This is a genomic window from Umezawaea beigongshangensis, from assembly GCF_016464305.1.
Classification (GTDB): Bacteria; Actinomycetota; Actinomycetes; order Mycobacteriales; family Pseudonocardiaceae; genus Umezawaea_A; species Umezawaea_A beigongshangensis.
On the sequence record NZ_JAEIOJ010000001.1, the window covers coordinates 713,880 to 740,527 of the forward strand.

Annotated in this window: 22 protein-coding genes; 9 read left to right on the top strand and 13 right to left on the bottom strand. The window is 73.1% G+C overall.

Annotated elements, in window-relative coordinates:
* Positions 1-9 precede the first annotated feature (9 nt).
* Positions 10-450 (top strand): hypothetical protein, encoded by a 441-nt coding sequence (locus tag IMZ35_RS03360; RefSeq protein ID WP_199439337.1) that lies wholly within the window; start codon positions 10-12, stop codon positions 448-450.
* A gap of 64 nt (positions 451-514) precedes the next feature.
* On the opposite strand, the gene IMZ35_RS03365 is transcribed toward IMZ35_RS03360, so the two are convergent.
* On the bottom strand, positions 515-3,757 hold the full coding sequence (locus tag IMZ35_RS03365) for a S8 family serine peptidase (protein ID WP_199439338.1): 3,243 nt from the start codon (positions 3,755-3,757) through the stop codon (positions 515-517).
* 723 nt (positions 3,758-4,480) lie between these two features.
* Between IMZ35_RS03365 and IMZ35_RS03370 the strand changes: the two genes are divergently transcribed.
* Complete coding sequence (locus IMZ35_RS03370; RefSeq protein ID WP_199439339.1) at positions 4,481-6,139, top strand: FAD-binding dehydrogenase; 1,659 nt, start codon at positions 4,481-4,483, stop codon at positions 6,137-6,139.
* A gap of 20 nt (positions 6,140-6,159) precedes the next feature.
* Here the strand turns inward: IMZ35_RS03370 and IMZ35_RS03375 are convergent, their stop codons facing one another.
* Complete coding sequence (locus tag IMZ35_RS03375; RefSeq protein WP_199439340.1) at positions 6,160-8,955, bottom strand: AfsR/SARP family transcriptional regulator; 2,796 nt, start codon at positions 8,953-8,955, stop codon at positions 6,160-6,162.
* Positions 8,956-9,155: 200 nt separating this feature from the next.
* On the opposite strand from IMZ35_RS03375, the gene IMZ35_RS03380 reads away from it, so the two are divergent.
* From IMZ35_RS03380 to IMZ35_RS03390, 3 genes are read left to right on the top strand one after another with little or no spacing between them, the layout of a single operon-like run.
* Positions 9,156-9,587 carry a hypothetical protein gene (locus IMZ35_RS03380; RefSeq protein ID WP_199439341.1) on the top strand — a complete coding sequence of 144 codons (432 nt, stop codon included), beginning with the start codon at positions 9,156-9,158 and terminating at the stop codon, positions 9,585-9,587.
* Between the two features lie 55 nt (positions 9,588-9,642).
* Positions 9,643-11,706, top strand: coding sequence for a hypothetical protein (locus tag IMZ35_RS31260; RefSeq protein ID WP_199439342.1), 2,064 nt, complete (start codon positions 9,643-9,645; stop codon positions 11,704-11,706).
* Positions 11,703-12,500, top strand: a complete 798-nt coding sequence (locus IMZ35_RS03390) for an ESX secretion-associated protein EspG (protein ID WP_199439343.1) — start codon at positions 11,703-11,705, stop codon at positions 12,498-12,500. Before IMZ35_RS31260 ends, IMZ35_RS03390 begins: the two co-directional genes overlap by 4 nt.
* A gap of 278 nt (positions 12,501-12,778) precedes the next feature.
* On the opposite strand, the gene IMZ35_RS03395 is transcribed toward IMZ35_RS03390, so the two are convergent.
* From IMZ35_RS03395 to IMZ35_RS03410, 4 genes are read right to left on the bottom strand one after another with little or no spacing between them, the layout of a single operon-like run.
* Positions 12,779-13,975 (bottom strand): ABC transporter permease, encoded by a 1,197-nt coding sequence (locus tag IMZ35_RS03395; protein ID WP_199439344.1) that lies wholly within the window; start codon positions 13,973-13,975, stop codon positions 12,779-12,781.
* A complete protein-coding gene (locus IMZ35_RS03400; protein ID WP_307867706.1) occupies positions 13,972-14,670 on the bottom strand; it encodes an ABC transporter ATP-binding protein in 699 nt (232 codons plus the stop codon). The genes IMZ35_RS03395 and IMZ35_RS03400 overlap by 4 nt, the downstream gene beginning before the upstream one ends.
* Positions 14,667-15,722: a peptidoglycan-binding protein gene (locus IMZ35_RS03405; protein ID WP_199439345.1), complete on the bottom strand. Its 1,056-nt coding sequence runs from the start codon at positions 15,720-15,722 to the stop codon at positions 14,667-14,669. Before IMZ35_RS03405 ends, IMZ35_RS03400 begins: the two co-directional genes overlap by 4 nt.
* On the bottom strand, positions 15,719-16,258 hold the full coding sequence (locus IMZ35_RS03410; protein WP_199439346.1) for a hypothetical protein: 540 nt from the start codon (positions 16,256-16,258) through the stop codon (positions 15,719-15,721). The genes IMZ35_RS03405 and IMZ35_RS03410 overlap by 4 nt, the downstream gene beginning before the upstream one ends.
* Before the next feature lie 175 nt (positions 16,259-16,433).
* On the opposite strand from IMZ35_RS03410, the gene IMZ35_RS03415 reads away from it, so the two are divergent.
* Positions 16,434-17,093: a response regulator transcription factor gene (locus IMZ35_RS03415; RefSeq protein WP_199439347.1), complete on the top strand. Its 660-nt coding sequence runs from the start codon at positions 16,434-16,436 to the stop codon at positions 17,091-17,093.
* Entirely contained in the window at positions 17,090-18,301 is a 1,212-nt protein-coding gene (locus IMZ35_RS03420) for an ATP-binding protein (RefSeq protein ID WP_199439348.1), read from the top strand. Before IMZ35_RS03415 ends, IMZ35_RS03420 begins: the two co-directional genes overlap by 4 nt.
* Here IMZ35_RS03420 and IMZ35_RS03425 read toward each other — a convergent pair.
* Positions 18,267-19,148, bottom strand: a complete 882-nt coding sequence (locus IMZ35_RS03425) for a helix-turn-helix domain-containing protein (RefSeq protein WP_199439349.1) — start codon at positions 19,146-19,148, stop codon at positions 18,267-18,269. The two genes, IMZ35_RS03420 and IMZ35_RS03425, sit on opposite strands and share 35 nt — an antisense overlap.
* A 139-nt stretch (positions 19,149-19,287) precedes the next feature.
* Here IMZ35_RS03425 and IMZ35_RS03430 point away from each other — a divergent pair, with 139 nt between their 5' ends.
* Together IMZ35_RS03430 and IMZ35_RS03435 are read left to right on the top strand one after the other, a co-directional pair.
* Entirely contained in the window at positions 19,288-19,974 is a 687-nt protein-coding gene (locus tag IMZ35_RS03430) for an SDR family NAD(P)-dependent oxidoreductase (RefSeq protein ID WP_199439350.1), read from the top strand.
* Positions 19,971-20,375, top strand: coding sequence for an ester cyclase (locus IMZ35_RS03435; protein WP_199439351.1), 405 nt, complete (start codon positions 19,971-19,973; stop codon positions 20,373-20,375). The genes IMZ35_RS03430 and IMZ35_RS03435 overlap by 4 nt, the downstream gene beginning before the upstream one ends.
* 111 nt (positions 20,376-20,486) lie before the next feature.
* Here IMZ35_RS03435 and IMZ35_RS03440 read toward each other — a convergent pair whose 3' ends face one another.
* The 6 genes from IMZ35_RS03440 to IMZ35_RS03465 all read right to left on the bottom strand — a co-directional run bounded on the left by IMZ35_RS03440 (position 20,487) and on the right by IMZ35_RS03465 (position 26,527).
* Positions 20,487-21,719, bottom strand: a complete 1,233-nt coding sequence (locus tag IMZ35_RS03440; protein WP_199439352.1) for an SAM-dependent methyltransferase — start codon at positions 21,717-21,719, stop codon at positions 20,487-20,489.
* A 13-nt stretch (positions 21,720-21,732) separates the two neighbouring features.
* Positions 21,733-23,094, bottom strand: a complete 1,362-nt coding sequence (locus IMZ35_RS03445) for an FAD-binding oxidoreductase (RefSeq protein WP_307867709.1) — start codon at positions 23,092-23,094, stop codon at positions 21,733-21,735.
* A 354-nt stretch (positions 23,095-23,448) separates the two neighbouring features.
* Positions 23,449-24,342: an ATP-binding cassette domain-containing protein gene (locus IMZ35_RS03450; protein WP_307867710.1), complete on the bottom strand. Its 894-nt coding sequence runs from the start codon at positions 24,340-24,342 to the stop codon at positions 23,449-23,451.
* Positions 24,339-24,752 (bottom strand): GntR family transcriptional regulator, encoded by a 414-nt coding sequence (locus IMZ35_RS03455; protein ID WP_229369280.1) that lies wholly within the window; start codon positions 24,750-24,752, stop codon positions 24,339-24,341. The genes IMZ35_RS03450 and IMZ35_RS03455 overlap by 4 nt, the downstream gene beginning before the upstream one ends.
* A gap of 33 nt (positions 24,753-24,785) precedes the next feature.
* On the bottom strand, positions 24,786-25,781 hold the full coding sequence (locus IMZ35_RS03460) for an ABC-2 membrane transporter-related protein (RefSeq protein ID WP_199439354.1): 996 nt from the start codon (positions 25,779-25,781) through the stop codon (positions 24,786-24,788).
* Positions 25,778-26,527 (bottom strand): ABC transporter ATP-binding protein, encoded by a 750-nt coding sequence (locus IMZ35_RS03465; RefSeq protein WP_199439355.1) that lies wholly within the window; start codon positions 26,525-26,527, stop codon positions 25,778-25,780. Before IMZ35_RS03465 ends, IMZ35_RS03460 begins: the two co-directional genes overlap by 4 nt.
* Positions 26,528-26,648 lie beyond the last annotated feature (121 nt).

Consider the following 26,648-nt stretch of genomic DNA (forward strand, 5'->3'; position numbering starts at 1 on the left):
GGAACCGCGGTGAGAAGATCTGGTGCGGGCGCGCTGGTCTGCGCCCTGGTGCTGGCGGGCTGCGGATCGCCGCAGGAGGTGCCGCTCACGGCGCCGGCGTCGTCGTACGAGGCGCCGGTGTCGTCCGCGCCATCCCCGGCGCCCGCGACGACACCGGGATCGGGGGACGTGGTGAGCAAGCTCGGCGAACGCGGTGCGGTCCTGCTGGAGCGGGCGCGGGCGGACGGCGCGACCGAGGTGGTGCTGATGATCTCCACCACGCGGGGTGCGGCGGAGGGGACCGCGAGCGCCGTGCGCGACCTGGGCGGCGAGGTGCAGTCGTCCGACGTGCCGCTGGACTTCCTCCGGGCGTCGGTGCCGACCGACCGGGTGGAGGCGGTGACGGCGCTGCCGGAGGTCTCGAAGGTGGACCTGGAGGAGCCCGCGACCAACTGGGACCCGACCCCGTAGAACGCGCCGGAGGGCGTGAGCGACGGGATCGCTCACGCCCTCCGGCGGGTCGGGACCGCGGGACTCAGCCGGTGATCGACTCCACGATCACGGCACCGCGGCCGATGACCGCGCTGTCGACCGTCTTGACCAGCAGCTCACCGCGCAGCACGCGGCCCGCGCCGGGCGAGGCGCTCGGCGTGATCGTCGCGGACGCGGTCCACGTCGCGCCGTTCTGGCGTTCGGCGTTCGCGTCGGCCACGGTGAGCGTGCCCAGCGTGTCCGACGTGAAGAGGTCCACGTAGTCGTACTCCGTGGTGCCGGCCGGAACGGCGTACCCGTCGACCACGACCTTCCAGGGGCCACCCGCCGGAGCGGACACCGTGACCGACTCCTCCGAGTCGCCGTCGGCCGACGAGCCGGCCAGCGCGCAGGTGCCCGTCGAGCAGTCGTAGACCGACAGGTCGAGGTCGGCGGAGACGTCGGCCGGGTTGCCGATGGTGGCCGTCAGCGTCGTGGCGCCCGCGGGGACGGTCACGTCGTAGCTCTGCTGGCCACCGTCGGCGATGCTCGGCCGCGCCACCTTCGCGCTGCCCAGCGCACCGGCCGCGAGCGCACCGGTGAACGTGCCGAGCGAGTTGGTCACCGAGTACTGGCGGGTCAGCGCCGCACCGGTCTGGCCGGACGGGACGACGTCCGGGTTCGGGCTGATCGTCGCGCCGAGCACGGAGGCCGTCACCGAGTACGGAGCGCTCAGCACGTCGGAGGTGCGACGGGCCTCGACCACGATCTCCCACACGCCCGGCAGCGGGTTGCTGGTGGTGCGGCTCGTGGCCGTGCCGTTGCCGCAGCTGGCGCCCGCGTCCGGGTTGTAGCAGGAGATGGTGTCGGCCGGGAGGCCGTACGGGTCGAAGCGCAGGAACCGGACCTGGCCCTTGCCCTTCTCGGCGCCACCGGCGACCATGTCGACCTTCAGCGCGGTGGTGCCCTGCGGCACCCGCACGAACAGGCTGGTCGACTGGCTGCGCTCGATCGTGCCGGTCTTGGTGACCGCGTACTTGCCCGCGGCGGTGAAGTCCTGCGCCGCGAACACGGCGTTGAGCGTGCGCAGGTCGACGCCCCTGGTGCGCGGGTTGTCCAGGGTCAGCACCGCGGAGTGCACGCCCTCGGACCTCGGGTTGACCTTGACCTCCAGCGCGACCGGCCGGTTCAGCGGCAGCGTCACCGAGGAGGCCGACCGGAAGGTGCCGTCGTTGCCGGTCCAGTTGACCCGGTAGGTCTGGTCGCGGTCCGAGCCGGTGGTGCGGGTGAGGGTGTAGGTGCGGGTGTACTCGCGACCCACCACGGCGCCTTCGCGATCGTGGATGCCGACGCCGGTGTTGGGCGTGCCCAGCAGCGGGGACAGCGCCGTGCTGACCGGCACCGAGGCCGAGACGGCGTCGGTGGCGAGGTCGCTGCCGAGCAGCAGCTTCGCCGCCGCCGGGACGTCGAACAGGCCGTTGCCCTGCTCGTAGGCGCCGAGCGTGGAGACCCAGTCGGCACCGGTGTAGATCGCGTTACGCAGGGCGGCCACGTTCGGGCGCTCGCCGCCGTGCTTCGCCTTGTACGCGCTCACCAGCAGCGCCGCGGCACCGGTCGCCTGCGGGGCGGCCATCGACGTGCCGTTGAGCTGGGCGTAGCCCGGCGGCAGGTCGTAGGTGCCGGGCACCGGACCGCCCGGCTGCCAGCGCGGGACGGAGGAGACCGCCGAGCCGGGGGCGACGATGTTGGGCTTGAAGCCGCCGTCCTCGGCCGGGCCGCGCGAGGAGAAGCCGTGCAGGCTCTCCTTCTGCTTGACCTCGGAGCCGTAGTTGGACAGCCAGGTCTCCCTGGTGATGTAGGAGCCGACGCTGACCGCGTTGGTGACGACCGACGGGTCGCCCACGGTGTTCGCGCCCGCGCCGCTGTTGCCCGCGGAGATGAAGAGCTGGACGTTGTACTCGGCGATGACGCGGTTGTAGATCTCCGCGCGCGCGTTGTTGCCGTCGTTGAGCGGCGGCAGGCCGCCGATGGAGATGTTGACGACGTCGGCGCCGTTGCGGGCGGCGTAGACGACGCCGTCGATCAGGCCGCTGGAGGTGCACGACGGGGTCGATAGGCACGCCTTGACGGCCAGCAGCTTCGCGCCGGGGGCCGCGCCGGAGACCGCGCCGCCGAAGAGCTGGTTGCCGGAGGTGATGCCCGCCACGTGGGTGCCGTGGGCCGTGCCGGAGATGCCCAGGCCGACGTGGGCGGTGCCGCCGTTGTCGTAGATCGAGCGGTCGGTCTGCACGACGAACGCCATGCGCTCGGCCACCGGGGTGGCCGGGTCGTCGGTGCCGAAGAAGCCGACGTCCTGCTTCACCTTGTAGTCGATCATCGACTTCTCGTCGGTGAGGTCGCCGTCCTGGTCGAGGTCGACGCGGACGTCCTTGGTGTTGACGTCCTGGAGCACCGCGAAGGTGTCGGTGCGGTCGCCGTCCCGGTTGATGTCGCCGCCGGTCTCGCTGTTGGCGAGGTTCAGGTCGCCCGCGGTCTCGCGGAACAGGCCGATGGTGAAGTCACCGGTGGCGGGAGCCTTGTACTGCACGCCGCCGTGGGAGAACGTGCCGCGCCGCCTGGCGGGGTCCATCGCGACCCAGGTGCCGTCGCCGGAGTTCACCGCGTTGGCGTTGTACCAGTCGACGATCTTGCGCTCGCCGGTCGAGGTCTTCGCCAGCGCCGGGTGGTCCAGGTCGATGCCCGAGTCGACGATCGCGATGGTCGTGCCGCGGCCGTCGTGCTTCGGGTTCTTCTTGGTGAACTCCGCCGCGCCGGTGTCGCGGACCGGCATGTAGGGGTTGTCGCGCGGCGTCCTCGCCGTGGGGGCGGGCTGCGGGAGCGGGGTGCCGACGCCCTCGGGCCGCGGGTCGTCGAGGTCGATCAGGCCGTCGACGTCGACCACGTTCACCGAGCCGAGCTTCGCCGCCTTCTCCGCGTTGACGCGCGGGAGGGTAACCTTGACGTAGCCGATCTCGGCGTCGGTCTTCTCGACCACGGCGCCGAGCGAGCGCAGCTCGTCGGCCGCGGCGTCCGTCTCCCCCTGCTCGGCGGCGACGAGGAGGGTGACGTTCTGCTGTCCGTTGCGCTCGGCGTCCGCGAGGAGGTCGCGGTCGCGCTTGTCGAGCTGCTTCTCGGCGTCGGGCGTGGAGGGCTGAGCTTCCTGCGCGACGGCCGGGGTGGCGGCGAAGCCGAAACCGGAGGTGCCCAGCACCGCGGCCAGCAGGGCCGCGCTGGTGCGGTGTCTCCACCGAGTTCTCGTGTTGGTCACGGCGCAAACCCTTCGTGGGGAAAGAATGCCCGAAGCACATCTCTCCACGAGGGCCGCGACAATAGTGCGTTCAGCCCATCCTGCACGTCCACATTGGACTGTCCGGAGGCTTGCGCGAACGCGCGAAGCGGTGTCCGCACCACTCGCCGGGGTGTGGACACCTCCACCGCCCACCAGTCAAGGGCCGTCCGGCGGGAATGTCAACACCGTCAACGGTGAAAGCGCAGGTCACGCCGACACGTGCACCGCGGTGACATCTGCCGCCACCGGTGTCGTCGCGGGGCGCGGAGACCTCGGCGCACGGCCGCGCGGGACGACCCGTCGGCACCGGTCCGGCGGCACCGGTCCGGCGGCACCGGTCCGTCGGCACCGCGACGCGCTGGCCCGCGCCGGGGCGGCCGGTGCTCGACCCGGCAGGCACGAAGACGGAGGCGTGTGTCGACCACGTCACAGTGCCGTAGCCCCTGACCTGGGAACACCCTCTGTTCACCGCACGTTCTACCAGGTGTCGGCAGCAGAGCGGCACGCGACGTCGGCGTCACCGGACACCCCCCTCGTCCGCCGTGGCGCCGGACCCCGAGACGCCAGCTGTGCGCCTGCACCGATCGCCGTCGGCCGGACGGAATCCCCCCTCTCCGACACCGGCCGGCGGCCCCGCACCTCCGAGAAATGAAATGTTTTCAAGTCTCGTGCCCGCCGGTGATCGGGTCCTAGACTCGTGCGATGGAACACGACGCGGACGTCATCGTCGTCGGAGCGGGACTCGCGGGGCTGGTCGCGACCGCGGAGCTCGCCGACGCGGGACGCAGGGTGGTCCTGGTCGACCAGGAGCCCGAGGCGTCGCTGGGCGGCCAGGCGTTCTGGTCCTTCGGCGGCCTCTTCCTCGTGAACTCCCCCGAGCAGCGCAGGCTGCGCGTGCGCGACTCCCGCGACCTCGCCCTCCAGGACTGGTCGGCCGCCGCCGGGTTCGACCGCGACAGCGACCACTGGCCGCGCCGGTGGGCCGAGGCGTACGTCGACTTCGCCGCCGGGGAGAAGCGCGCGTGGCTGCACGCGATGGGGATGCGCTGGTTCCCGCTCGTGCAGTGGGCCGAGCGCGGCGGCGGCCTGTCCAGCGGCCACGGCAACTCCGTGCCGCGCTTCCACATCACCTGGGGCACCGGCCCCGGCGTCGTCGCGCCCTTCGAGCGGCGCGTCCGCGAGGCCGTGGCCAAGGGGCTCGTCGAGCTGCGGTTCCGGCACCGCGTCACCGCCCTGAGCAGCACCGGGGGTGTCGTGGACGGCATCACCGGCGAGGTGCTGGAACCCAGCGACGCCGTGCGCGGCGCGAAGAGCTCCCGCACCGTGGTCGGCGACTTCGCGCTGCGCGCGCAGGCCGTCGTGGTCACCTCCGGCGGCATCGGCGGCAACCACGACCTCGTGCGCGAGAACTGGCCCGCCCGCATGGGCACCCCGCCCGAGCGGATGCTCTCCGGCGTGCCGGACCACGTGGACGGGCACCTGCTGGGGGCGGTGACGGCCGCCGGTGGCGAGATGATCAACGCCGACCGCATGTGGCACTACCCCGAGGGCATCGCCAACCACGACCCGATCTGGAGCAGGCACGGCATCCGCATCCTGCCCGGACCGTCGCCGCTGTGGCTCGACGCCACGGGCCAGCGGCTGCCGGTGCCGCTGTTCCCCGGCTTCGACGCGCTCGGCGCGCTGGAGCACATCGTGCGCGGCGGGCACCAGCACTCCTGGTTCCTGCTCAACCAGCGGATCATCGGCAAGGAGTTCGCGCTGTCGGGCTCCGAGCAGAACCCCGACCTGACCGGCAAGGACGTCCGCGCGGTGCTCCAGCGCGCGCTGCCGGGCGCGGTCACCCCGGTGGAGCGGTTCGCGAAGCTCTCCGACGAGTTCGTCCACGCCGACGACGTGCGCACCCTCGCCCACCGGATGAACGCCCTGGTGGGCGGTGACCCGCTGATCGACCCGGACGCGCTGGAGCGGCTGGTCGTGGAGCGCGACCGGCAGGTGCGCAGCGGTCTCGGCAAGGACGCGCAGATCAACGCCGTCCTGGCGGCCCGCCGCTTCACGACCGACCGGCTGATCCGCGCGGTCGAGCCGCACCCGCTGCTCGACCCGAAGGCCGGTCCGCTGATCGCCGTGCGGCTGTCCGTGCTGACCCGCAAGAGCCTCGGCGGCCTGCACACCGACCTGTCGGCCCGCGTGCTGCGCGCCGACGGGACGCCGCTGCCCGGCGTGTACGCGGCGGGCGAGGCGTCCGGCTTCGGCGGCGGCGGCGTGCACGGCTACCGCTCGCTGGAGGGCACCTTCCTGGGCGGCTGCATCTTCAGCGGCCGGGTGGCCGGTCGGGCTGCTGCCGCCGCCGTCTCCTGACGCGCGTGTTCTGACGCGGGCTACGCCGTGAGGCTGTGCAGGCGCTGCGGGGTGTCGACCCCGGAGGCCGACAGCTTCGCGCGCAGCTCGTCCGCGTCGGGCAGGCCCAGGTCGGCGTAGCGCTGCAGCGCCGCGAGCCAGTGCGGCGCGGCCTCCTCGACCGTGCCGAGCTGCTCCAGGACATCGCCGACGGCGCGGTGGCACAGCGCCTCCTGGTACCGGTCCCCCAGCCGCTGGGCCAGGAGCAGGCCGTTGCGGTAGGACTCCAGCGCCTCGTCCAGCTCGCCGAGCTGCTGGAGCGCCGTGCCGACGGTGTGCAGCGTGCCGATGTGCGCCTTCGACGGGGCCACGGCGGTGAACAGCCGCAGCGCCTCCTTGGCGTAGCGCAGCGCGCCCTCCGGGTCCTCCTTGCCCAGCAGCACGTTGGCCAGGTTGTTCAGCACGTTCGCCTGCGAGCGCGGGTCGCCGACCTCGCGGGCGACCTCCAGCGCCTCGGCCAGCCGCGCCTCGGCCTCGTCGAGCTGGCCGTCGGCCATGAGGCAGTAGCCGAGGTTGGCGAGCGCCGCGAACTCCAGGTGCCGGTCGCCGCGCGCCAGCTCGACGGCGAGGGCGCACTGCTCGATGGCCTCGTCCACGTGACCGATCTCGGCGAGCGTGGAGCCCAGGCGCATCAGCAGCGTCGCCTGCGAGTGCTCGTCGCCCAGCGCGCGGGCCGCCGTGAGGCCGACCCGGCACACGGCGAGCCGGTTCGCGCGGTTGCCGCGGCGGAAGTGGAACGCGTCCAGGCACAGCGCGAGCTGCCAGGTGCGGCGGTACTCCTCGCGGGTGACGGCCAGCTCCAGCGCCATGCCGAGGTTGGCCTCCTCCCGCGTGAACCACTCCAGCGCGGCGGAGTGCGAGGACAGCTCCGGGAACGTCGTGGGCGGGTGCTCGGGGGTCTCGAACGGCCGCACGTGGTCGGACAGGTGGGTCCGCGCCGCGTCGGCCACGCGCAGGTAGTAGTCGAGCAACCTCGCCGTGCCGACGGCGTTGTCCTCCCCGGACTCCGTGTCGGCGAGCTGCCGGGTGTAGAGGCGCACGAGGTCGTGGCGGGTGTAGCGGTCGGGGCTGGACTCGTGCAGCAGGTGGGCGCCCGCGAGGGTCTGGAGGTGGGCGCGCGCGGTCACCAGGTCCACGTCGGACAGCGCGGCGGCGGCGTGGCCGTCGAGGTCGGTGCCGGGGTGCAGGCCGAGGCGGCGGAACAGCCGAGCGGCGCCGTCGGGGAGCTGCCGGTAGCTCAGGGCCAGCGCGGCGCGCACGGCGCGGCCACCCTCGGGCAGCGACAGCGCGCACAGCCTGCTCTGCTCGTCGGCCAGCTCCTCCACCAGCGAGCGGACCGGCCAGTGCGGCCGGAATGCCAGCCGCGCGGCGGCGATGCGCAGCGCGAGCGGCAGCCGGTCGCACAGCTCGACCAGTTCCTCGACCGCGGCCGGGTCCTCCTCCAGGCGGTGCCGGCCGAGCACCCCGGCGAGCAGGGCCGTCGCGCCCTGCGCGTCGAGGGTGTCCACGGCCACGGACGACGCGCCCTCGGTGACGACGAGGTCGTCCAGCCGGTGGCGGCTGGTCACCAGGACCAGGCTGTGCGCCGACCCCGGCAGCAGCGGTCTGACCTGCTCCGCCGAGCGGGCGTTGTCGAGCACGACGAGGACGCGGCGACCGGCGAGCAGCGAGCGGTACTGCGCGGCCTGCTCGTCGACCTCCACCGGGATCTGCGCGTCGGGCACGCCGAGCGCGCGCAGGAAGCCGGTGAGCGCGGCGCGGGAGCCGACGGGCTCGGTCTCGTCGAAGCCGCGCAGGTTCACGAAGAGCTGGCCGTCGGGGTAGGACTCGGCCATCCGGTGCGCGTGGTGCAGGGCCAGGGCGGTCTTGCCGACGCCCGCCGGTCCGACGAGCAGTCCGATGCTGGCCCCGTCCTCGTCCAGGGCCCGCTCCAGCTCCCACAGCTCACCGGTGCGGCCGACGAAGCCGCGGTGCTCGCGCGGCAACTGCGCCGGGACCGGCACGGACGGCGCCGCGACCCGCTCCGGCAGCGGCTCCACCACAGGTCCGGGAGCGCTCTCACCCGCGAGCACGGCCTGGTAGGCGTTGCTCAGGTCGGGTCCGGGGTCCACCCCCAGCTCCTCGGCGAGCCGCACGCGGGTGCGGTGGAACAGGTCGAGCGCCTCGGCCTGCCGACCCGTCCAGTGCAGGGCGAGGACGAGCTGCGCCACCAGCGACTCGCGCAGCGGCTGCTCGTCCAGCGCCTGCTGGAGACGCGGCACGGCCTCGCGCACCCGGTCCAGCCGGAACAGCCGCGAGGCCAGCTCCTGCACGGCGACGAGGCGGATCTCGTCCAGCCTGGTGACGACGGCCTCGCGGAACTGGTCGCCGGGCACGTCGGCGAGCGCGGGACCGCGCCACAGCCGCAGCGCCTCGGCCAGCAGCTCGGCGGACGGCTCGTCCGGCTGGTCGCGTGCCGCCAGCACGAGGTCCTCGAAGTGGAAGACGTCCACCAGCGAGCGGTTGCCGGCGAGCATGTAGCCGGGAGCGCGGGTGATCAGCTCGACGCCGGGACCGAGCACCTTGCGCAGCTGCGCCACGTGCCCCTGGAGCGCGGCCTTGGCCTGCGGGGGCGGCGCACCGTCCCAGACCAGGGACATCAGGCGGTCGCCGGAGACCACGCGGTTCAGCTCCAGGGCCAGCACGGCGAGCACCGTGCGCCGCTTGGTGGCACCCAGCCGAATCGTCTCTCCACCCGACGAGACCAGCTCCACCGGTCCAAGCAGGTGAACCCGCATGAATCGACCCCTCGTCACCCGACGAACGCACTCCCGTGCCCCGCAAGTCTGGCACAGGCGTTCTCGCGCCCACGGCCGGGACGAGACGCATTGGCACCGCGTTGGCCGGGCGTTGGCGGCGGGGTGGACGATTGCACAAGTAAAGAGCCGACCCGTCCAGCCGGAACCCACCCCCGGGTGGCCAGCCCCAGGGAATACCGATGTACGTCGAACAGGTCGAACAGCCAGGAACGCCGGAGAACGGCAAGCGTCCGATCGTCATCAGCGTGAACGGCAAGCCGGTTCCGCCGCTGGGTCTCGGCGTCGGCAACGGCACCGTGTCCCTGGAGCCCGGCAGCGGCGAGAAGCTGCGCGCCATGCTCCAGGAGCAGATGGACAAGGTGGACGCGTGGCTCAGCGGCTCCGGTCACCTGGTCCGTCAGCCCCCGCTCGGCACCAACGAGGTGGCCTGGGCGATGTCGACCAAGTTCGAGTCGCGGGCCGAGGGCGAGCCCAACTCGTTCGTGAGCGTCGTCAGCTCCTACCGCACCGTGCTCCAGCAGACCTACGACTCCGTCGTGGGCGCGATCGAGAACTACCAGCGCCTGGACGAGACGCACCGCGAGTCCCTGCGCAGGAGCGGCAAGCAGTAGCGCACGATCCGTCATCGACAAGCACGACCGAACCAGCGAGAGGCGAGTAGGGGTCATGGCAGAAGAACCCGACGTCGTTGAGATCATGCCGGCACCGGGGAACGAGGGTGTGGACCCGCTGCTGACCACCCAGCTCGCCATGCTGGACGCCGGTCTCAACCAGCCCAAGGACATCGTTCTCACGGGTGAGCAGAACTGGGCCGCCCGGTCGCACCGCGAGCTGTACGACACGGTGCACTGGAACAACGACCCCGGCACCAGCGGTCAGATCGGCATGGACTGGACGACGTTCAGCGACGATCTGCACGAGACCGCCAAGACGTTCACCGACGGCGTCAAGGCGAGCGAGGCGGCCTGGACCGGCGCCGGTGGCGACAGCGCCCGCCTGGCGATGAACGTGCTGTCCGCGTGGGTGCTGACCACGTCGGTCACCGCGTGGAAGGTCGGCTCCAAGGTCCAGGAGCAGAGCTCCGTCATGGAGGCGGCGCGGGCGAACATGCCAGCGCCGGTCGAGTTCAACTACGACGCGGCCTCCGGCCAGCTCAGCAAGCCCGGTCTGGCCTCGTTCCAGGCGTCCACCGAGGACGTCAAGGCCCTCTCCGACGGCTCGCGCGCCGCTCACGAGCAGGCCGTCGCCGTCATGAAGGCGATGGAGGACCAGTCCAAGCAGATCGACCAGGACACGCCGCAGTTCCTCGCGCCCTTCAACCCGGTCACCGGGAAGCTGGAGGTGCCGCAGACCGTCGTGATGCACGCCAGCGGCAGCGGTGGCGGCGGCGTCGAGCCGCTGCTGGCGCGCTCGGAGGCCCTGCCGGGCACGCCGGTCTCCGCGGTCGAGGGCGGCAGCGCGCTGCAGCCCTTCAGCAGCGCGACCGCGATGCAGGCCGAGGCTCCCGGCTCGCCGGTCCTCAGCGACGGCGGTGTGATCGGCGGCGGCGGCGAGTACGGCTCCGGCGGCGGCCCCGGCAGCGGTGGGTACGGCGGCGGCACCATCGGCTCGGGTGGCGGCACCGTCGGCTCGGGCTACGACTCCGGCACGACCGGCACGTCCGGCACCGGCGTGCTCACCCCGCCGCAGACCAGCGGCGGCGCGCCGATCACGACGACCCCCGGCTCCCCGGTCGGCGGCGGTTACGGCGGCGGCAGCGGCAGCGGCTCGGGTTCCTTCCCCGGAGGCTTCGGCGGAGTGCCCTCCCTCGGCGTTCCCGGCTCGACGAACGGCCGCTCCAACGGCGACACGCACACGTCGGCCGGTGGCACGCGCCAGCCCTCGATCGGGCTGCCCGACGTGGACGGCGCGGCGTCCGGCGGCGGTGGCACCGGCGGCAGCATCGGCGGCGGTTCGGGCTTCGTCCTCCCGCCGGTCGCCTCCGGCGGTGGCGCCAACAAGGGCACCGGCGGCACGACCGGCGGTGCGACCGGCGGCTCCGGGACGGGTTCGGGCTCCGGCTCGGGCTCCGGGTCCGGCTTCACCCCGCCCGGCGTGCCCAAGCCCGGCGGCTTCGGCGCCGACGACGCGCACAACCCCAATCGCACGCGGCTGCCCAACGTGCCCCTCCCCGGTGTGGGCGGCGCGGGCGGGTACGGCGCCGGCAGCGGTGGCGGCTACGGCGGCGGGGCCGGTGGCTTCGGCGGCGGTGCCGGCTCCGGCGGCTTCGGTTCCGGCTCCGGCGGCTTCGGCGCCGGCTCGGGCTCCGGCGGCTTCGGCGGCGGTGCCGGTGGCGGTTCCGCCTTCGGTGGCGGTTCCGGCAGCGGCGCCGGTGGCGGTCTCGGTGGTGGCCTCGGCGGCGGTGCCGCCGGCACGGGCGGCGGCACGGGCGGTTCGGGCGGTTCGACCGCGAACGGCGGTTCGAGCGGTGTGGCGGGTCAGCGCGCGACGGACCCCCACGCCTTCGGTCCCGGCGGTGGTCCCGCGAACGGCAAGGGCGCTCCCGGTGCCGGCGGCGCCCCGATGGGCGGCATGCCGCCGACCGCGGGCCAGAACGGCGAGGAGGACAAGGAGCACAAGACGGCCTCCTACGTCATCGGCGACAAGGTCTTCGAGGTGCCGGGCGAGAACCTGCCCCCGTCGGTGATCGGCGGGGCCAAGCCCAAGAAGAAGGCCGCGGACGAGTCGTGATCACGCCGGACTTCCTGCTCACCCCGCAGCAGCTCGACGTGCTGTGGTCGGACCTCGGCCTGCACCACCTGCCCTACCCGCTGGACGTTCCCAGCGTGGGCAGGACGCGCGAGGAGCGGCTGCGCATCCGGGAAGAGGTCTACGCGGAGCTCCAGCGCAACGACCTGGCCCACAACGGGCGGATGGACGCTGAGCTGGAGGGCCTGCTGCGGCTGCTGGACGACCACGCGGTGTCCGTGGACGCGGTGGCGCACGTGCAGCGGTCGATCAGGGCGCTGGCGGCGTCGGACGGCAAGCGCGCCGTCCTCGCCGTCGTCGACGACGGCAAGGTGGGACTGCTGGAGATCCGGCCCACCTCGCTCGCCTGGTCGATCACGCAGGTGCTGCCGGACGGCAACGCGGGTCCGGGGCACTCGATCTCGATGCGCGCGGAGACCCTCGAGAAGGCCGTGGAGTTCCAGAAGAACCCCCCGGAGGCCGACGAGGACGACCCGTGGGGCGACGACGAGATGGACGAGCGCGAGGCGCTGATGAAGGCCGGGTTGTCCTCCGACGACGCGACGTTCGTCAGCGAGCTGGCGACCGGTCGCGTCGCGGGCGGCCAGTTCGGCGTCTCCCGCGGTGGGGGCGGCGGTGTGCGCAGTGAGCGCGCCAAGGTCCTCATCACCTGGTTCGACACGAGCCAGGGGCGCTACATCATGGTCAACGACGGCGAGTGGCTGAGCCTGGCCCCGACCGACAACGACCGCATCGCGAACCGGATCGGCACCCTGCTGGAGGCCGTTCCCGCCTGATCGGCCCTCGTCGTCCGCGCCCCGGTCGTTCCCGGCCACCGGGCGGATCGGTCCACACCGGACCGTCGCGCGTTCTGGTGATCGGCCGCGACGGCGGTCGCCCGGTCCCCGACGCGCGGTCGCCCGTCTCGGAGGGCCGGGCGTCGGGCAGCGGCGCGGCGGGCAGCGCCGGCATCGGCTCCTCGATCCCGGCCGACCGGCCGGAGCGGATCGCCTCGCGGCTCGCGGCGCGACGGCGGGGCGTGTGCGGCGCCTCCCCCGCGCCGCACACGGTCCGCTCAGGCCAGGGCCGCCACCGGCGCCAGCCGCGCGGCGCGGGAGGCCGGGTAGGCACCCGCGACCGCCCCCACCAGCACGGCCAGGCCGATCCCCCCGGCCAGCGTCTGCACCGGGAACACCGCCGGCCAGCCCCGGCTCAGCGCGTAGCCCGTCGTGACGAGGACACCGGCGAGCACCCCGCACAGCCCGCCGAGGCCCGACAGCAGCACGGACTCCGCCAGGAACTGCCCGCGCACCTGCCGCCGCGTCGCCCCGAGCGCGCGGCGCAGACCGATCTCGCGGCGGCGCTCCAGCACGGAGATCACCATGGTGTTGGCCACGCCGACCCCGCCCACGAGCAGCGCGACCGCGCCCAGGCCGAGGAACAGCGCGCTGTTCGCGCTCTCGGTGATCTCCTGCGCCTTCAGCGCCTCGGACGGGCGCACCACCTCGACCTCGCCGGGGTTCGCCGGGTTGAGGGTCCGCGCGAGCACCCCGCGCACCTCCTCCACCGAGTCCTCCCGCGCCCGCAGGTACACCGTGGACGGGTGCCCGTCGAAGCCCAGGTGCTCCTTCGCCGAGTCCCACCCGACGAGCGCCGAACGCTCGACCTCCGGCGCGAGCGGCATCGGCCCGAGCACACCGACCACCGTGAACCGGGTGTCGCCGATCAGCACCTGGCGGGTGGTGCCCGGCTCGACGCGGTCGACGCCCAGCCTGGCCGCGGCCACCGAGCCCAGCACGACCACGGGATGGGCACCCGCGTCGCCGAGGAACGTCCCGCTGCGCACCTCGCCGCCCAGGACGCCGAGCAGGTCCGGCGTGGCCGCGTACGCGGCGAGCCCGGACGTCTCGGACCTCGGCACGAGGTCCGAGCGGCGCACCGGCTGTCCCGTGCTGCCCACCGCCGTGCTCGCGGTCACCGGGGCGATGCGCTTCGACATCGGCACGGCCGTGTCCGGCAGCACGGACGGTGCGCCGGTGAGCGTCTTGCCCGGCCCCGCGGTGAGCAGGTTGGTGCCCAGCGCGGCGAGCCGGTCGTGCAGCGCCCGCGCGCTCGACGCCGGGACGGCCAGCACGGCGACCATCGCGGTGATCCCGATCGCGATGCCCAGCGCGGACAGCGCGACCCTCGCGGGCCTGGTGCGCAGGCCGTGCGCGCCGAGGGCGAGCACGTCGGCCGCGGCGAGGCGGCCCGGTCGCGGCAGCGGCGTCACACGACCACCCCCGCGGTCGTGCGTCCGGTGTCCAGCCGCACCTCGCCGTCGAGCAGCTCCACCCGGCGCGGCAGCCCGGCCGCGATCTCGCGGTCGTGGGTGATGAGCACGACGGACGTGCCGTCCGCGGTCAGCTCCCCGAGCAGCCGCAGCACCGACGCGCCGTTCTCGCTGTCCAGCGCGCCGGTCGGCTCGTCGGCGAGCAGCAGCGCCGGTCGGTTGACCACGGCCCGCGCGATGGCGACCCGCTGGCGCTCACCCCCGGACAGCTCGCCGGGCCGGTGGTGCACCCGGTGCCCGAGCCCGACCCGCTCCAGGGCCGCGAGCGCCCGCGCGCGGCGCTGGCGGCGCGGCACACCGGCGTAGAGCAGGCCGGTCACCACGTTGTCCACGGCGCTCTGCCCCTCGTCGAGGAAGAACTGCTGGAACACGAAGCCGATCCAGCGCGAGCGCAGCGCCGACAGCGCCCGGTCGGACAGGAGCGCCACGTCGTGCCCGCGCACCTCGACGCGGCCGGTGGTCGGCCGGTCGAGCGTCCCCACGAGGTTCAGCAGCGTGGACTTGCCCGAGCCGGACGGGCCCACGACGCCGACGACCTCGCCCTCGTCCACGGTCAGCGACACGTCGCGCAGCGCCCGCACGTTCCCCGGATGGGTGCGCGACACCCCGATCACCGCCACCACGGGAGCGGTCACGAGGTCGTCACCACCCGCTGGCCCTCGCGGACGCCGTCGCCGGAGACCTCGACCCGGCCGCCGCTGAACACGCCGGTCGTCACGGCGGTGAGGGTGCGCTCGCCGCCGTCGCCGACGACCTCCACCCCGTAGCCGCCCTCGGCCAGCGCCAGCAGCGCCCCGACCGGCACCGCGAGCACGTTCTCGTGCTGCTCCCTGGTGAGGGTCACCTCGGCGGGGGCCGAGTCGAAGGGACCGGCCGCCGCCGGGTCGTCCAGGACGACCTCCACGGCGACGGTCGCCCGCCCGCTCTCCGACAGCTCCGCCACGGTGCTCACCGAGCGCACCGTGCCCGTGGTCGGCGTCCCCCCGACCACCGTCACCGACGCGCTCGCGCCGACCTGCGCGAGCTTCTGCTTCGTCGCGTCCAGCTTCACGGTCACGACCCGGTCGGTGCTGCTGAGCCGCAGCAGCTCGCCCGCGGCCGGAGCGCCCGGCCTCGCCAGGACCGAGACGACCCGGACCGGCGTGGGCTCCACCACCACGTCGGCGGGCTCGACCGCGCCGGTCCGCTCCAGTCCCAGCGACTTCTGCCACGCGCTCACGGCCGTGGCCGTGTACCCGGTGAACACGTCGTCCGGCTCACCGAACCCGGAGTGGCCCAGCGCGGCGAGGTTCTCCTCCAGCACCCGCACGTCCGGGCCGCGCTCCACCCCCCAGAACAGCTTCCGGTAGAGCGGCACGCCGCCGAGCAGCAGCGGCACCGGCTTCGCGTCGACCCGGTAGAGCACCTGGCCGCGGTCGACGACCGCGCCCTGCGCGGGCAGCTCGGTGACGACGCCCGGCTTCGCACCGGCCAGCGCGTGCTCCGGTCCGTGCCCGAGGGTGCCGGTCTCCGTCTCCTCCTCCCGCAGCGTCGTGCGCTCCACGAGCGCGGTCTCCACCTGCGGCGACGCCTCCGCCTCCTGCTCCTGGCCGCCCGCCGTCCTGCTGCCCGCGACCGCCGTCGCCACGCCGAGCGCGACGACGACCACCGCCGCTCCGATCAGCACTCCCGTGCGCCGCGCGGTCACTTCGCCGGAGCCGGAACCGCCGGGACGGCCGCGCCCTCGCCGTCGCTGCACTTCTCCAGCACGCGCGTCAGCTCCTCCTCCGGCACGCCGGCGGTGTCCATCTGCCCCGGCTGGCCGGTGTCGGGGTTCGGGTCCTGCGCGTCGATCCCGTTCTCCCGCAGGCACTTGGCCATCTCGCGCATCCGGTCGAGCTGCTCGGCGCTCGGCTTGCGCAGCTCACCGCCGTTGGGCAGCAGCGGCCGGCACTCCTCGTCGGCCTTCCGCATGCCCTCGTCGTTCTCGGGGGGCGCCGCCGCCACGGCCACGCCGTCCTCGCCCCGCGGGTCCGGCACGTCCACGCCGTTGTCCCTCATGCACTTCGCCCACTCGCGCATCTTGTCCCCGTCCGACTTCTCGTCCCCCTTCCCGGCGGCCTGCTCCGCGCTCCCCGGCGAGTTCAGCGAGGCCACGCCGCCACCGCCGTCGTCACCCCCGCACGCCGTGAGCAGCAGCGCGGCCGCTCCGACCACCGCGGCGAACTGGTGTCGCACCCTCATGTCCACTCCTTCGTCGTGTGCACCGGTGGCGGGTCCGGACCGCCCCGACCCGGCCGGACCCGCTCGGTGCACAGGTCTACGCAGCAGGCGGTTCGGAGCCGTTAAGCGAAGTCGCTTATCCGGCGCTTATGCCCGCTCCTGGAGACTCGCGCCGACACCGATCTGGAGGCTTCGCGTGCGCGTGCTGGTCGTCGAGGACGAGAGACTGCTGGCGGACGCCGTCGCGGAGGGGCTGCGGCGGTTCTCCGCCGCCGTGGACGTCTGCTACGACGGCGGCGCGGCGATGGAGCGGATCGGCGTGCACGACTACGACGTGGTGGTGCTCGACCGGGACCTGCCCGCCGTGCACGGCGACGTCGTGTGCCGGTCGCTGGTGGACGCGGGCGGCACGACGCGGGTGCTGATGCTCACCGCGGCCGGGGAGGTGGGCGACCGGGTGCACGGACTGGGGCTCGGGGCCGACGACTACCTCACCAAGCCGTTCGCGTTCGCCGAACTGGTGGCGCGGGTGCAGGCGCTGGCCAGGCGCGCGGCTCCCGCGCTGCCGCCGGTGCTGGAGCGGGCGGGGGTGGTGCTGGACGTGGCGCGGCACCAGGTGTCGCGCGACGGGCGGTTCCTGGCGCTGTCGCCGAAGGAGTTCGCGGTGCTGCGGGTGTTCATGGGCGCGCGGGGCGCGGTGGTCAGCGCCGAGGAGCTGCTGGAGAAGGCGTGGGACGAGCACGCCGATCCGTTCACCAACGCCGTCCGGGTCGCCGTGATGACGTTGCGGCGCAAGCTCGGCCCGCCACCGCTGATCGAGACCGTGCCCGGCGCGGGATACCGTTTCGCGACATGAAGCGGATTCGGCTGTCGGTCCGCACGCGGCTCACCGCGCTGTACGGCGGGGCGTTCCTCGTCGCCGGAGCGGTGCTGCTCGGCGTGGAGTACGTGCTGGTCCAGCAGGCGCTACCGGACTCGGACACCTTCGTGGTGGCCGCCGTGCGGGCGATCCCGCCCGCCGGGCCGACGCCACCGCAGCCCTCCGGGGTCGCCGCACGGCCCGCCGTCGTCCCCGCGGAGGAGCTGTCCGGCGGGACGACGGCCACCGAGGTGGCGCGGACGCTGGAGCTCTCCCTCGACGACTACCGGTCGTCCGCGCTGTCCACGCTGCTCACCCAGTCCGCCGTGGCGCTGGTCGTCACCGCCGGACTGGCGGTCCTGCTGGGCTGGCTGCTCGCGAGCCGCGTGCTGCGGCCCCTGAACGAGATCACCGCGACGGCCCGCAAGCTGGGCGCGGAGGACCTGGACCGGCGGATCGGCATGTCCGGGCCGCACGACGAGCTGCGGGAGCTGGCCGACACCTTCGACGGGATGCTCGACCGGCTCGCCGCGGCGTTCGACAGCCAGCGCCGGTTCGTCGCCAACGCCTCGCACGAGCTGCGCACCCCGCTGGCGGTGCAGCGCACCCTGGTGGAGGTGGCGATGGCCGATCCGGCGGCGCGGCCCGAGCTGCGCAGGCTCGGCGAGCACCTGCTGCACACCAACGAGCGCAGCGAGCGGATGATCGAGGGCCTGCTGGTGCTGGCCCGCAGCGACCGCGGGCTCGCGTCCACCGGTGACGTCCGGCTGGACGAGGTGGTCGAGCGGGTGGTGCGGGCCACGGCGGCGCGCGCGGCGCGGCAGGACGTGACCGTGCTGAGCCGCACGCGCGAGCGCACCGTGCGGGGCGACGCGGAGCTGCTGGAGCGGCTGGTGGTGAACCTGCTGCACAACGCGGTCGACCACAACGCGCCGGGCGGCCGGGTGGAGGTCGAGATCGGCGACGATCCGGCGCTGGTGGTGCGCAACTCCGGTCCGGACGTGCCCGCCGACGTCGTGGACTCGCTGTTCGAGCCGTTCCGCCGGCACGGCGGGGAACGCACGGGCGACTCGCGCAACGCCGGGCTGGGTCTGTCCATCGTGGACTCGATCGTCCGCGCGCACGGCGGCTCGGTGCGCGCGGAACCCCGCGAGGAGGGCGGACTCGTCGTCAGCGTGTCGCTGGGCGATCCCCGGCGTCCGTGACCGGGACCGTCGTGCTCCTGTCCGAGGTCGGCAGGCCGGCGGAGGCCAGCAGGGCCAGCTTGTCCGCGTCGCTGGAACCGGCGTCCGGGTGGTACACGACGAGCATCAGGCCCTCGGTGCCGCCGATGGCGAGCCGTTCCCGGTTGAGGGTCAGTTCGCCGACCTGCGGGTGGTTCATCCGGATCGGCGTCCCGCTCTGCCCGCGGACCTCGTGGCGGGCCCAGAGCTGGCGGAAGTGAGCACTCGCCAGTGAGAGCTCGCCGGTGAGCTCGATGAAGCGGGGGTCGTCGATGTCGTTGCCCATCGACTGCCGCAGGTTCGCGATGAAGCACTCCGAGACGCTCTTCCACGTCGGGTGCAGGGCCTGCTCGGCCGGGTCCAGGAACATGTCCTTGAGCTGGTTCCCACCAGGGGCGAGGCGCGGGGAGAGCGCTCTGGCGAGACCGTTCGAGGCCAGGACGTCGAAGTACCGCCCCTCGATGAAGGCGGGCTGGACGAGGGAGTCGAGGAGCTTGAGCGCGCCGGGCGGCGGGACCTCCTTGCGCGGTCGGCGCTTGCGCTGCCGGGGTGCCTGCGAGGCCAGGGCCAGCAGGTGGGCGAGGTGCGCGTCGTCGAGGTGCAGCACGCGAGCGATCGATTCGAGCACCTGCGGGGACGGGTGGCGGTCGCGCCCCCGCTCCAGCCGCAGGTAGTAGTCGGCGCTGATGCCCGCGAGCATGGCGACCTCCTCGCGCCGCAGTCCGGGCACGCGGCGCACGCCGATGTCGGGGATGCCCGCCTGCGCGGGCGTCACCAGTTCTCGCCGAGCACGCAGGTACGCACCGAGGGCGTTCGTCGTCTGGCTCACGAGACCAGCCTAGGACGCCGCGGGGCGAACAGAGGGGGTCCTGCCGCCCCCCGGGCTGAAGAGGGCTCTGGGTGAGGTGCGCGGTCGCGCATAGCGTGATCGGCGGTCCGCTCGGACCGCGTATCTCACGAGGAGAGGCATGACCGTCACACTGATCACCGGTGCCAACAAGGGCATCGGTCGCGAAACGGCCCGGCAGCTCCTGGAACTGGGGCACGTCGTCTACGTGGGTGCGCGCGACGTCGAACGCGGCGAGAAGGCCGCGGCCGCGCTCGGCGCACGGTTCGTGCAGCTCGACGTGACCGACGACGACTCGGTGAACAGCGCGCTGGCGACGATCGACGCGGCCGAGGGCAAGCTCGACGTCCTGGTGCACAACGCGGGCGTCCTCGGGAACGAGGGCCTCGACGGTCCCTCGGCGCTGCGGGTGTTCGACGTCAACGCGGTGGGGATCGTGCGCGTCAACGAGGCGGCGCTCCCCCTGCTGCGCAGGTCCGCGAACCCCACCGTGGTCACGGTGTCCAGCAGCATGGGGTCGTTCTGGGCGGTGACCAACCCCGACCGGCCGGAGTTCTCCATGCCGCTCGCGCTCTACGCCGCGTCCAAGGCGGCGGCGACCATGCTCACGGTCCAGTACGCCAAGGCCCACCCCGACATCAGGTTCAACGCGATCGAGCCCGGAACCACCGCCACCGACATGACCGCGGCCTTCGGGATCGGCAGGCCGGTGGAGGAGAGCGCCGGGGTCGTCGTGAAGCTGGCGACCCTCGACGCGGACGGCCCCACCGGGACGTTGCGGGACGAGTCCGGGGAGCTGGGCTGGTGAGCACGCCGGACCGATCGGACGATCTGCGCGAGTTCTACCTGCGCTACATCGCGGCGCTCAACGCCCACGAGTTCGACGGCATGGACGAGTTCATCGCCGACCGGACCACGCTGAACGGCGAACCGGCCACCCGCGACGACCTCCTCGCGGTGCAGAGGGCCGACGTGGACGCGGTCCCGGACCTCCACTGGGAGATCCAGGAGATGCTCTTCCACGGCGACCGGCTGGCTGTGCGCCTGATCAACACGGGCACCCCGGTGGAGGAGTGGCTCGGCGAGGCTCCCACCGGCGCCTCGTTCGAGATCGTCGAGCACGCGATCTACCAGGTCCGCGACGGGCGGTTCGTGCACATGACGGCCCTGCACGACGCCGCGGAACTGCGTCGGCAGCTGGCCGGTTGACGTCCGCGCGCGACGGACCGGGGATCGGCGGACCGGGGATCGGCCGCTGTTCGAGGGCCTCGCCGAACCGCGGGTGGTCGCGGTCCCCACCACGACCACCCGCGGCGGGCCTCACGCCCAGTCGGGTCTCAGCGGCACGTGCGCGTCGGTGCCGTCGAGCTTCACGCCGAGCACCTGGTGCAGCTGGATGCTGTTGCGGTCGAAGCCCAGCCGCGACGCGGCCAGGTACAGCCGCCACACCCTGGCCCTGCCCTCCCCGACCTCGCGGACCGCCTCGTCCCAGTGCTCGTCGAGGTTGCGGCACCAGGCGGCGAGCGTCATCGCGTAGTGCTCGCGCAGGTTCTCCTCGTGCCGGATCTCGAACCCGCTGTCGTTCATCACCGACACGAGGTGGCCGGGACCGACCAGCTCGCCGTCGGGGAAGACGTAGCGGTTGATGAAGCTGCCGCTGCGGGCGGGCTGCCGGTTGTCGGGACGGGTGATGCAGTGGTTCAGCATCCGCCCGCCCGGCTTGAGCTTGCGCTGCACGAAGCCGAAGTACCCCGGCAGCTTCGCCTTGCCGATGTGCTCGGCCAGGCCGATGGCGCTGACGGCGTCGAACCCGGTCTCCCGGACGTCGCGGTAGTCCAGGTGCCGCACCTCCGCGAGCTCGGACAGCCCGGCCTCCACGATCGCCTTCTGCGCCCACTCGGCCTGGTTGCGCGACAGCGTCACGCCGATCGCGCGCACGCCGTAGTGCTTCGCGGCGTGCATCACCATCCCGCCCCAGCCGCAGCCGAGGTCGAGCAGTCTCATGCCCTCCTTCAGGCCGAGTTTGCGCGCCACCAGGTCGTGCTTGGTGAACTGCGCCTCCTCCAGCGAGGACGTCGCCTCCGGGTAGACCGCGCAGGTGTAGGCCATCGACGGGCCGAGCACCCGTTCGTAGAAGGCGTTGGACACGTCGTAGTGGTGGGCGATGGCCTCGGAGTCGCGGGTCTTCGAGTGCCGGATGCCGCGCAGCCGCCGCTCCTGCGGCGGCGGTTCCACCCGGTTGTTCAGGAACGTGCGCCCGAGCGTGGCGAGGAGTTCGAGCCTCGGCACGAGCGGGATCGAGCGCAGGCTCAGCTCGGAGAGCCTGCTCAGCGCCTTGTGCACGTCGCCGGTGATCTCCAGGTTCCCCGTCACGTAGGCGCGGGCGAGGCCGAGCTCGCCCGGCGCGGAGGCGAGGTACGACAACGCCTCCGGAGTGCGGATCTCGATGCTCACCTCGGCCTCGGCCGGACCCGCCTTGCTGCCGTCGTAGGCGCGGAACCGCACGTCGGGACTCGCTCCGACCGCTCGTTGGAACACGGTGGCCAAACGCATGACACGTCTCCCCTCAACGGCCCCGTACGCACTTCGCGTACAGGTCCGGAAGCCTGTTCCCCTGATCGAACTCCTGCTTGAGCGCCCGGTATCCGGCGCCGTTGTAGTGCTGCCAGAACTCGGTCTCCTCGTAGTAGGAGTCCGAGTAGAGGGACTTGTGCCCGCCGAGAGCGGCGACCTCGTTCTCGATCAGGCGGTTGCGGTCGCCCATCCGCTCCCCCGGCCTCAGCGACACGGTGGACCAGAAGCCGACGTTGACGTACAGCTCGTCCGGGTCCATCGGGTACAGCGGCCAGCCGGCGGGATCGCGCAACCGCACCGGGCAGAGCCAGATCGGCGCGATGCCGACCTCGCGGTGGAAGAAGTCGAGGAACCGCGGCAGGGCGGCCACCGGGATCTCGACGTCCTGGATCACCGGTTCCTGCACGGCCTTCGACAGCCTGGCGCTGACGCCGAAGCGCCGGTCCAGCGCCACGATGCGCCGGTAGACGTCCGAGCGCAGGTAGCGCTTGGGCCACAGCCTGCGCGCCACCGGGTGCTGCGCGCCGAAGGCCCGCGAGCACCAGAACCAGTCGGTGTCCCAGCGCCACAGGTAGTCCCGCACGCTCAGGAAGTCGGTGCGCGACCGCTGGATCGAGCGGTAGAAGACCCGGTTGCCGGTGTAGTCCGACCGCCAGGGCGCGACGTCGGTGAAGCTGCCGAGCGTCAGGTAGCTCTCGTCGCGCGAGAACACCGTGCCGTCGACGAAGTCCACCGGTGTGCCGCGGTGCGCGCGCTCGGCGCACACCGCGGCGATCGTCTCGGCGCACTCGGCGGCGTCGCGGAACGGCACGTGCCGGAGCTGCACGTACGGGCGCACGGGCTCCAGCTCGATCTCCAGCCGCAGCGCGTAGCCCAGGGTGCCGTAGGAGTTGGGGAACCCGCGGAACAGCGGGTCCCGCGGTCGCGCGGTGACGACCTCGCCGTCGCCGGTGAGGACGTCCAGCTCGTTCACCGACTCGTGCGGCAGGCCGTTGCGGAAGGAACTGGACTCGATGCCCAGGCCGGCGACGGCGCCGCCCAGCGTGATCGTCTTGAGCTGCGGCACGACCAGCGGCATCAACCCGTGCGGGAGGGTCGCGTCGACGAGGTCCTCGTAGGTGGTCATGCCCTGCACCTGCGCGGTGCGCGCGTCCCGGTCGACCGAGAGGACCCGGTTGAAGCGGCCCACGTCGAGGCCGCCGGGCTGGTCGCCGCGGAATCGGAAGAGGTTGGAGGTGGCCTTCTTGAGCCGCACCGGCTGGCCCGCCGGTATCGCGGCGTACTGCTTGCTCAGCTCGCTGACCGCTGCGGAGTGCGCACCGGTCGGAGCTGCCGGACGAGGGTGGCTGCTCACTCCCCGACGCTATTCCTCGCCCATCGGCTTGGCACCCGGAATTCGGGGTTGCTTTCGGACCCGTACGGACGATCCGGTCGTGACGCCGAAGATTGTTACCCGCCAGTAGATGCGGCGTCGCGCCGGTCGGCGAGCGCGGCCCGGCGCACCGCCGAAGCGCTGGAGCGCCCTGGCGGCAACGGTTGCGCGGAGGACTCCGGGATGTCCCGGTCGTGCCGGGAGGCACTCCGTCGCACGGGCTGGACCTGCGGGCGATCGTGGGAGCGCGGCCTGCCGACCCCGACGAGCGCGGGGTCGCGGAGGTGGACGACGGGGTTCGAGACCGACGAACACCGGCAGGCCCCGCGTCGGCCGCTACGCGGACTTCGCTCCTCGTCCCGCGTGCCCGCGCTGGGCCGACGACCGCCGTTCGCGCGACGCGCGCAGGTATCCCACGACCAGCGACTCCAGGTCGGGTTCGGTGCTGACCCAGCCCGCCGGTGCCGGTCCGGCTCCGCGCAGCAGCAGGGTCGACTGGCGTCCGGAGCGGGTCGCGCCGATCAGCTTCCCCTCCACGCCGGCCTCGTCCGCGGCCGGGCCGACCAGCACGCGGTGCTCCGCGAGGACTCCCTCGACGTCGCCGTCGACCTGGACCCGGCCCTCGTCGATCAACAGGACGTGGTCGCACACCTCACGCAGGTCGCTGAGCAGGTGCGAGGACATCACCACCGTGGTCCCGCGGTCGGCGACCTCGGTCATGACGATCCGCAGCACCTCGTCGCGGGCCAGCGGGTCGAGGTCGGACAGCGGTTCGTCCAGCAGCAGCAGCCGGGGGAGCCGTCCCAGCGCCACCGCGATGGCCACCTGGGTCAGGGCGCCCGCGGACAGGGCGCCGATCTTCGCGTCGTGGTCCACGCCCGCCAGCAGACCGAGCACCTCGTGCACCCGGTCGGTGGACCAGCGGTCGTTCATGGCCGCGCAGGCGCGCACCAGTTCGCGCACCGTGAGGTCGCGGTAGAGCGAACGGTTCTGCGCCAGGAACGAGACGTCCGGGTGGGTGCGGCCCCGCAGCGGGGTGCCGAAGGCGCTCAGCTCACCGGTCGTCGGGCGGACGAGGCCAGCGGCCATGCGCAGCAGCGTGCTCTTGCCCGCGCCGTTCGGGCCGACCAGGGCGACGACCTTCCCCTCGGGGATGGTGAAGCTGCAGTCGCGGACCGCCCAGCGGGTGCGGTACCGCTTGCCGACGGCGGTCGCGGTCAGAGGTGTCACGATCGTTCCTCCGGTGGGGGGTAGTGCTCGTCGCGGACCGCGAAGTACAGGGCGTCGACGTCTTCGACGACGAGGCCCCTCTCCCTGGCGCGGCCCAGCCAGCCCGCCAGTTCCCGCCGCAGCGGCGCGTCGCCGCCGGTGGTGGCCTCGGAGGACAGCGACCTGGTCACGAAGGTGCCCAGCCCGCGACGGGCCTCCACCAGTCCTGCCCGTTCCAGTTCGCGGTACGCCTTGAGCACGGTGTTGGGGTTGACGGCGATCGCCTCCACCACCTCCCGCGCCGAGGGCAGCCGGTCGCCGGCGGTCAGCAGTCCCAGACGCATGGCCTGTTCGACCTGCTGGACGATCTGCACGTAGGTGGAGACCCCGGACCGCCGGTCGATCCGGAACTCGATCACACCGGTCAGCATAGGTGCTCCCGCAGCTCGGGGGCTCCACGACGCTCAGCTCTGACGTCGCAGCACCAGGGCGGTGCCCACCAGCAGCAGGACGGCGAGCCCGCCGAAGATCGCCGCGTCGACCAGGTGCACCTGCCAGGCCAGGCTCTCCGGGACGAAGTCCGCGTACGTCGTGGCGAGACCGGACTCCGGCAAGCACGCCAGGTACTCCTCCTGCGACTTCGCCGTCCCCGCCTCGGTCACCGACCGCTTGCAGGCCAGGTTCAGGGCGTCGGCGCGGTCGTCGGGAACCACTCGTCCGGAGGTGTCGAGCCAGCCCCTCCCGGTCACCAGGCTGCCGTCCTGGTACACCTTCAGGTCCTCGCCGAGCGCGGCCTCCACGCGCTGGGGGGGAACCAGGTGGCCCACCAGGTCGGACAGGGCGAAGCGCGCGACGGTGAACACGCCGAGCCCCGCGGTCATCGCCACCAGGGTGCGGCGGGACACCGCGCCGACGAAGGTGCCGAGCGCGAAGGCGAACACCGCGTAGGCGACGGGCGAGACGTGCTCGACGCCGAAGTTGAGGAAGTGGAACGAACCGCTGTTGCGCGGCCCCAGCACCCCGGCGGCGGACAACCACCAGGAGACCAGGTGCTGCAGCGCGATCAGCACGACCACCGCGGGCACCAGCGCGACGACCAGCTTGCTGACCATCCACCGGGTACGGCTCACCGACTGGGTGAAGGCCAGCACGTGGGTGCCCTGCTCCAGTTCCCTGGCGAACAGGGGTGCGCCGAGGAAGACGCCGATCAGGGCGGGCAGGAGGAGGATCGCGGCCTGCCCCAGGTGGAGCGGGTTCGTCCACGCCGCCCGGAAGCGGTCCGCCGCATCGGCGTCCGCGCACTCCGGGCCCGTCTGCGCCACGCATCCGGTGAGCTGCAACGACTCGATGGCACCGATCATGTTCGACCGCAGGAGGACGACGGCGGCCGCACCGACGAGCAGCACGCCGAGCAGGGTGATCAGTTGCGCGCGCTGGCGCCGCCAGGAGACCCAGATCATGCCGCTTCCTCCTGTGCCGCTGCTTCGCGCATCCGGTTCAGGGCCAGTTGCCCCAGCGAGGTGCCGCGGGCGCTGAGCTGGTCCACGTCCCCGGCCAGCAGGACCCGTCCGCCGTGGAGCAGGACCAGGTGGTCGCACACGCCTTCCAGCTCCGCCAGCACGTGCGAGGACAGCAGCACGGTGATGCCCTGCTCCCTCGCCTCGGCGAGCAGCGTGCGCAGCACGGTCTCGCGGGCCAGCGGGTCCAGGTCGGCCAACGGCTCGTCGAGCAGCAGAAGGCTCGGGCGCTTGCCCAGTGCCAGCGCCAGCGCGACGCGGGTGCGCTGCCCGCCGGACAGGGTGCCCACCTTCGCGCTCAGCGGCACCGCCGCCTGCTCGACCAGGTGCTCGGCGTAGCCCTGGTCCCAGGTCGGGTTGGTCCGCGCCCCGAGCATCAGCGTCTCGGTCACGGTGAACTGCGGGTACAGCGGCTTCTGCTGGGCCAGGTAGGCCACCTCGGGGTGCAGCCCCTTGCCCGTCGGGCGGTCGCCGAAGACGGTGATCCCACCGGTCGTCGGACGCAGCAACCCGGTGATCAGCCCCATCAGCGTGCTCTTGCCCGCGCCGTTCGGGCCGACGAGGGCCACGATCCGGCGCTGCGGGATCACCAGGGACGTCTCCCGCAACGCCCATCCCCTGCGGTACCTCTTGCCCACACCGTCAGCGATGACCGGAAGTGCCTGGTGGGGTTGCCTTCGCGAGTTCATGGCCGTCTCCTCTCAGTCGTCGGCGGCCACGAAGGTAACACCTTTCACTAGTGAAATAGTGGACTGGGTGATTCGCGCCTCGCGGAGGCAACCCGTCGACGAGATGCGCACACGGCCGCGC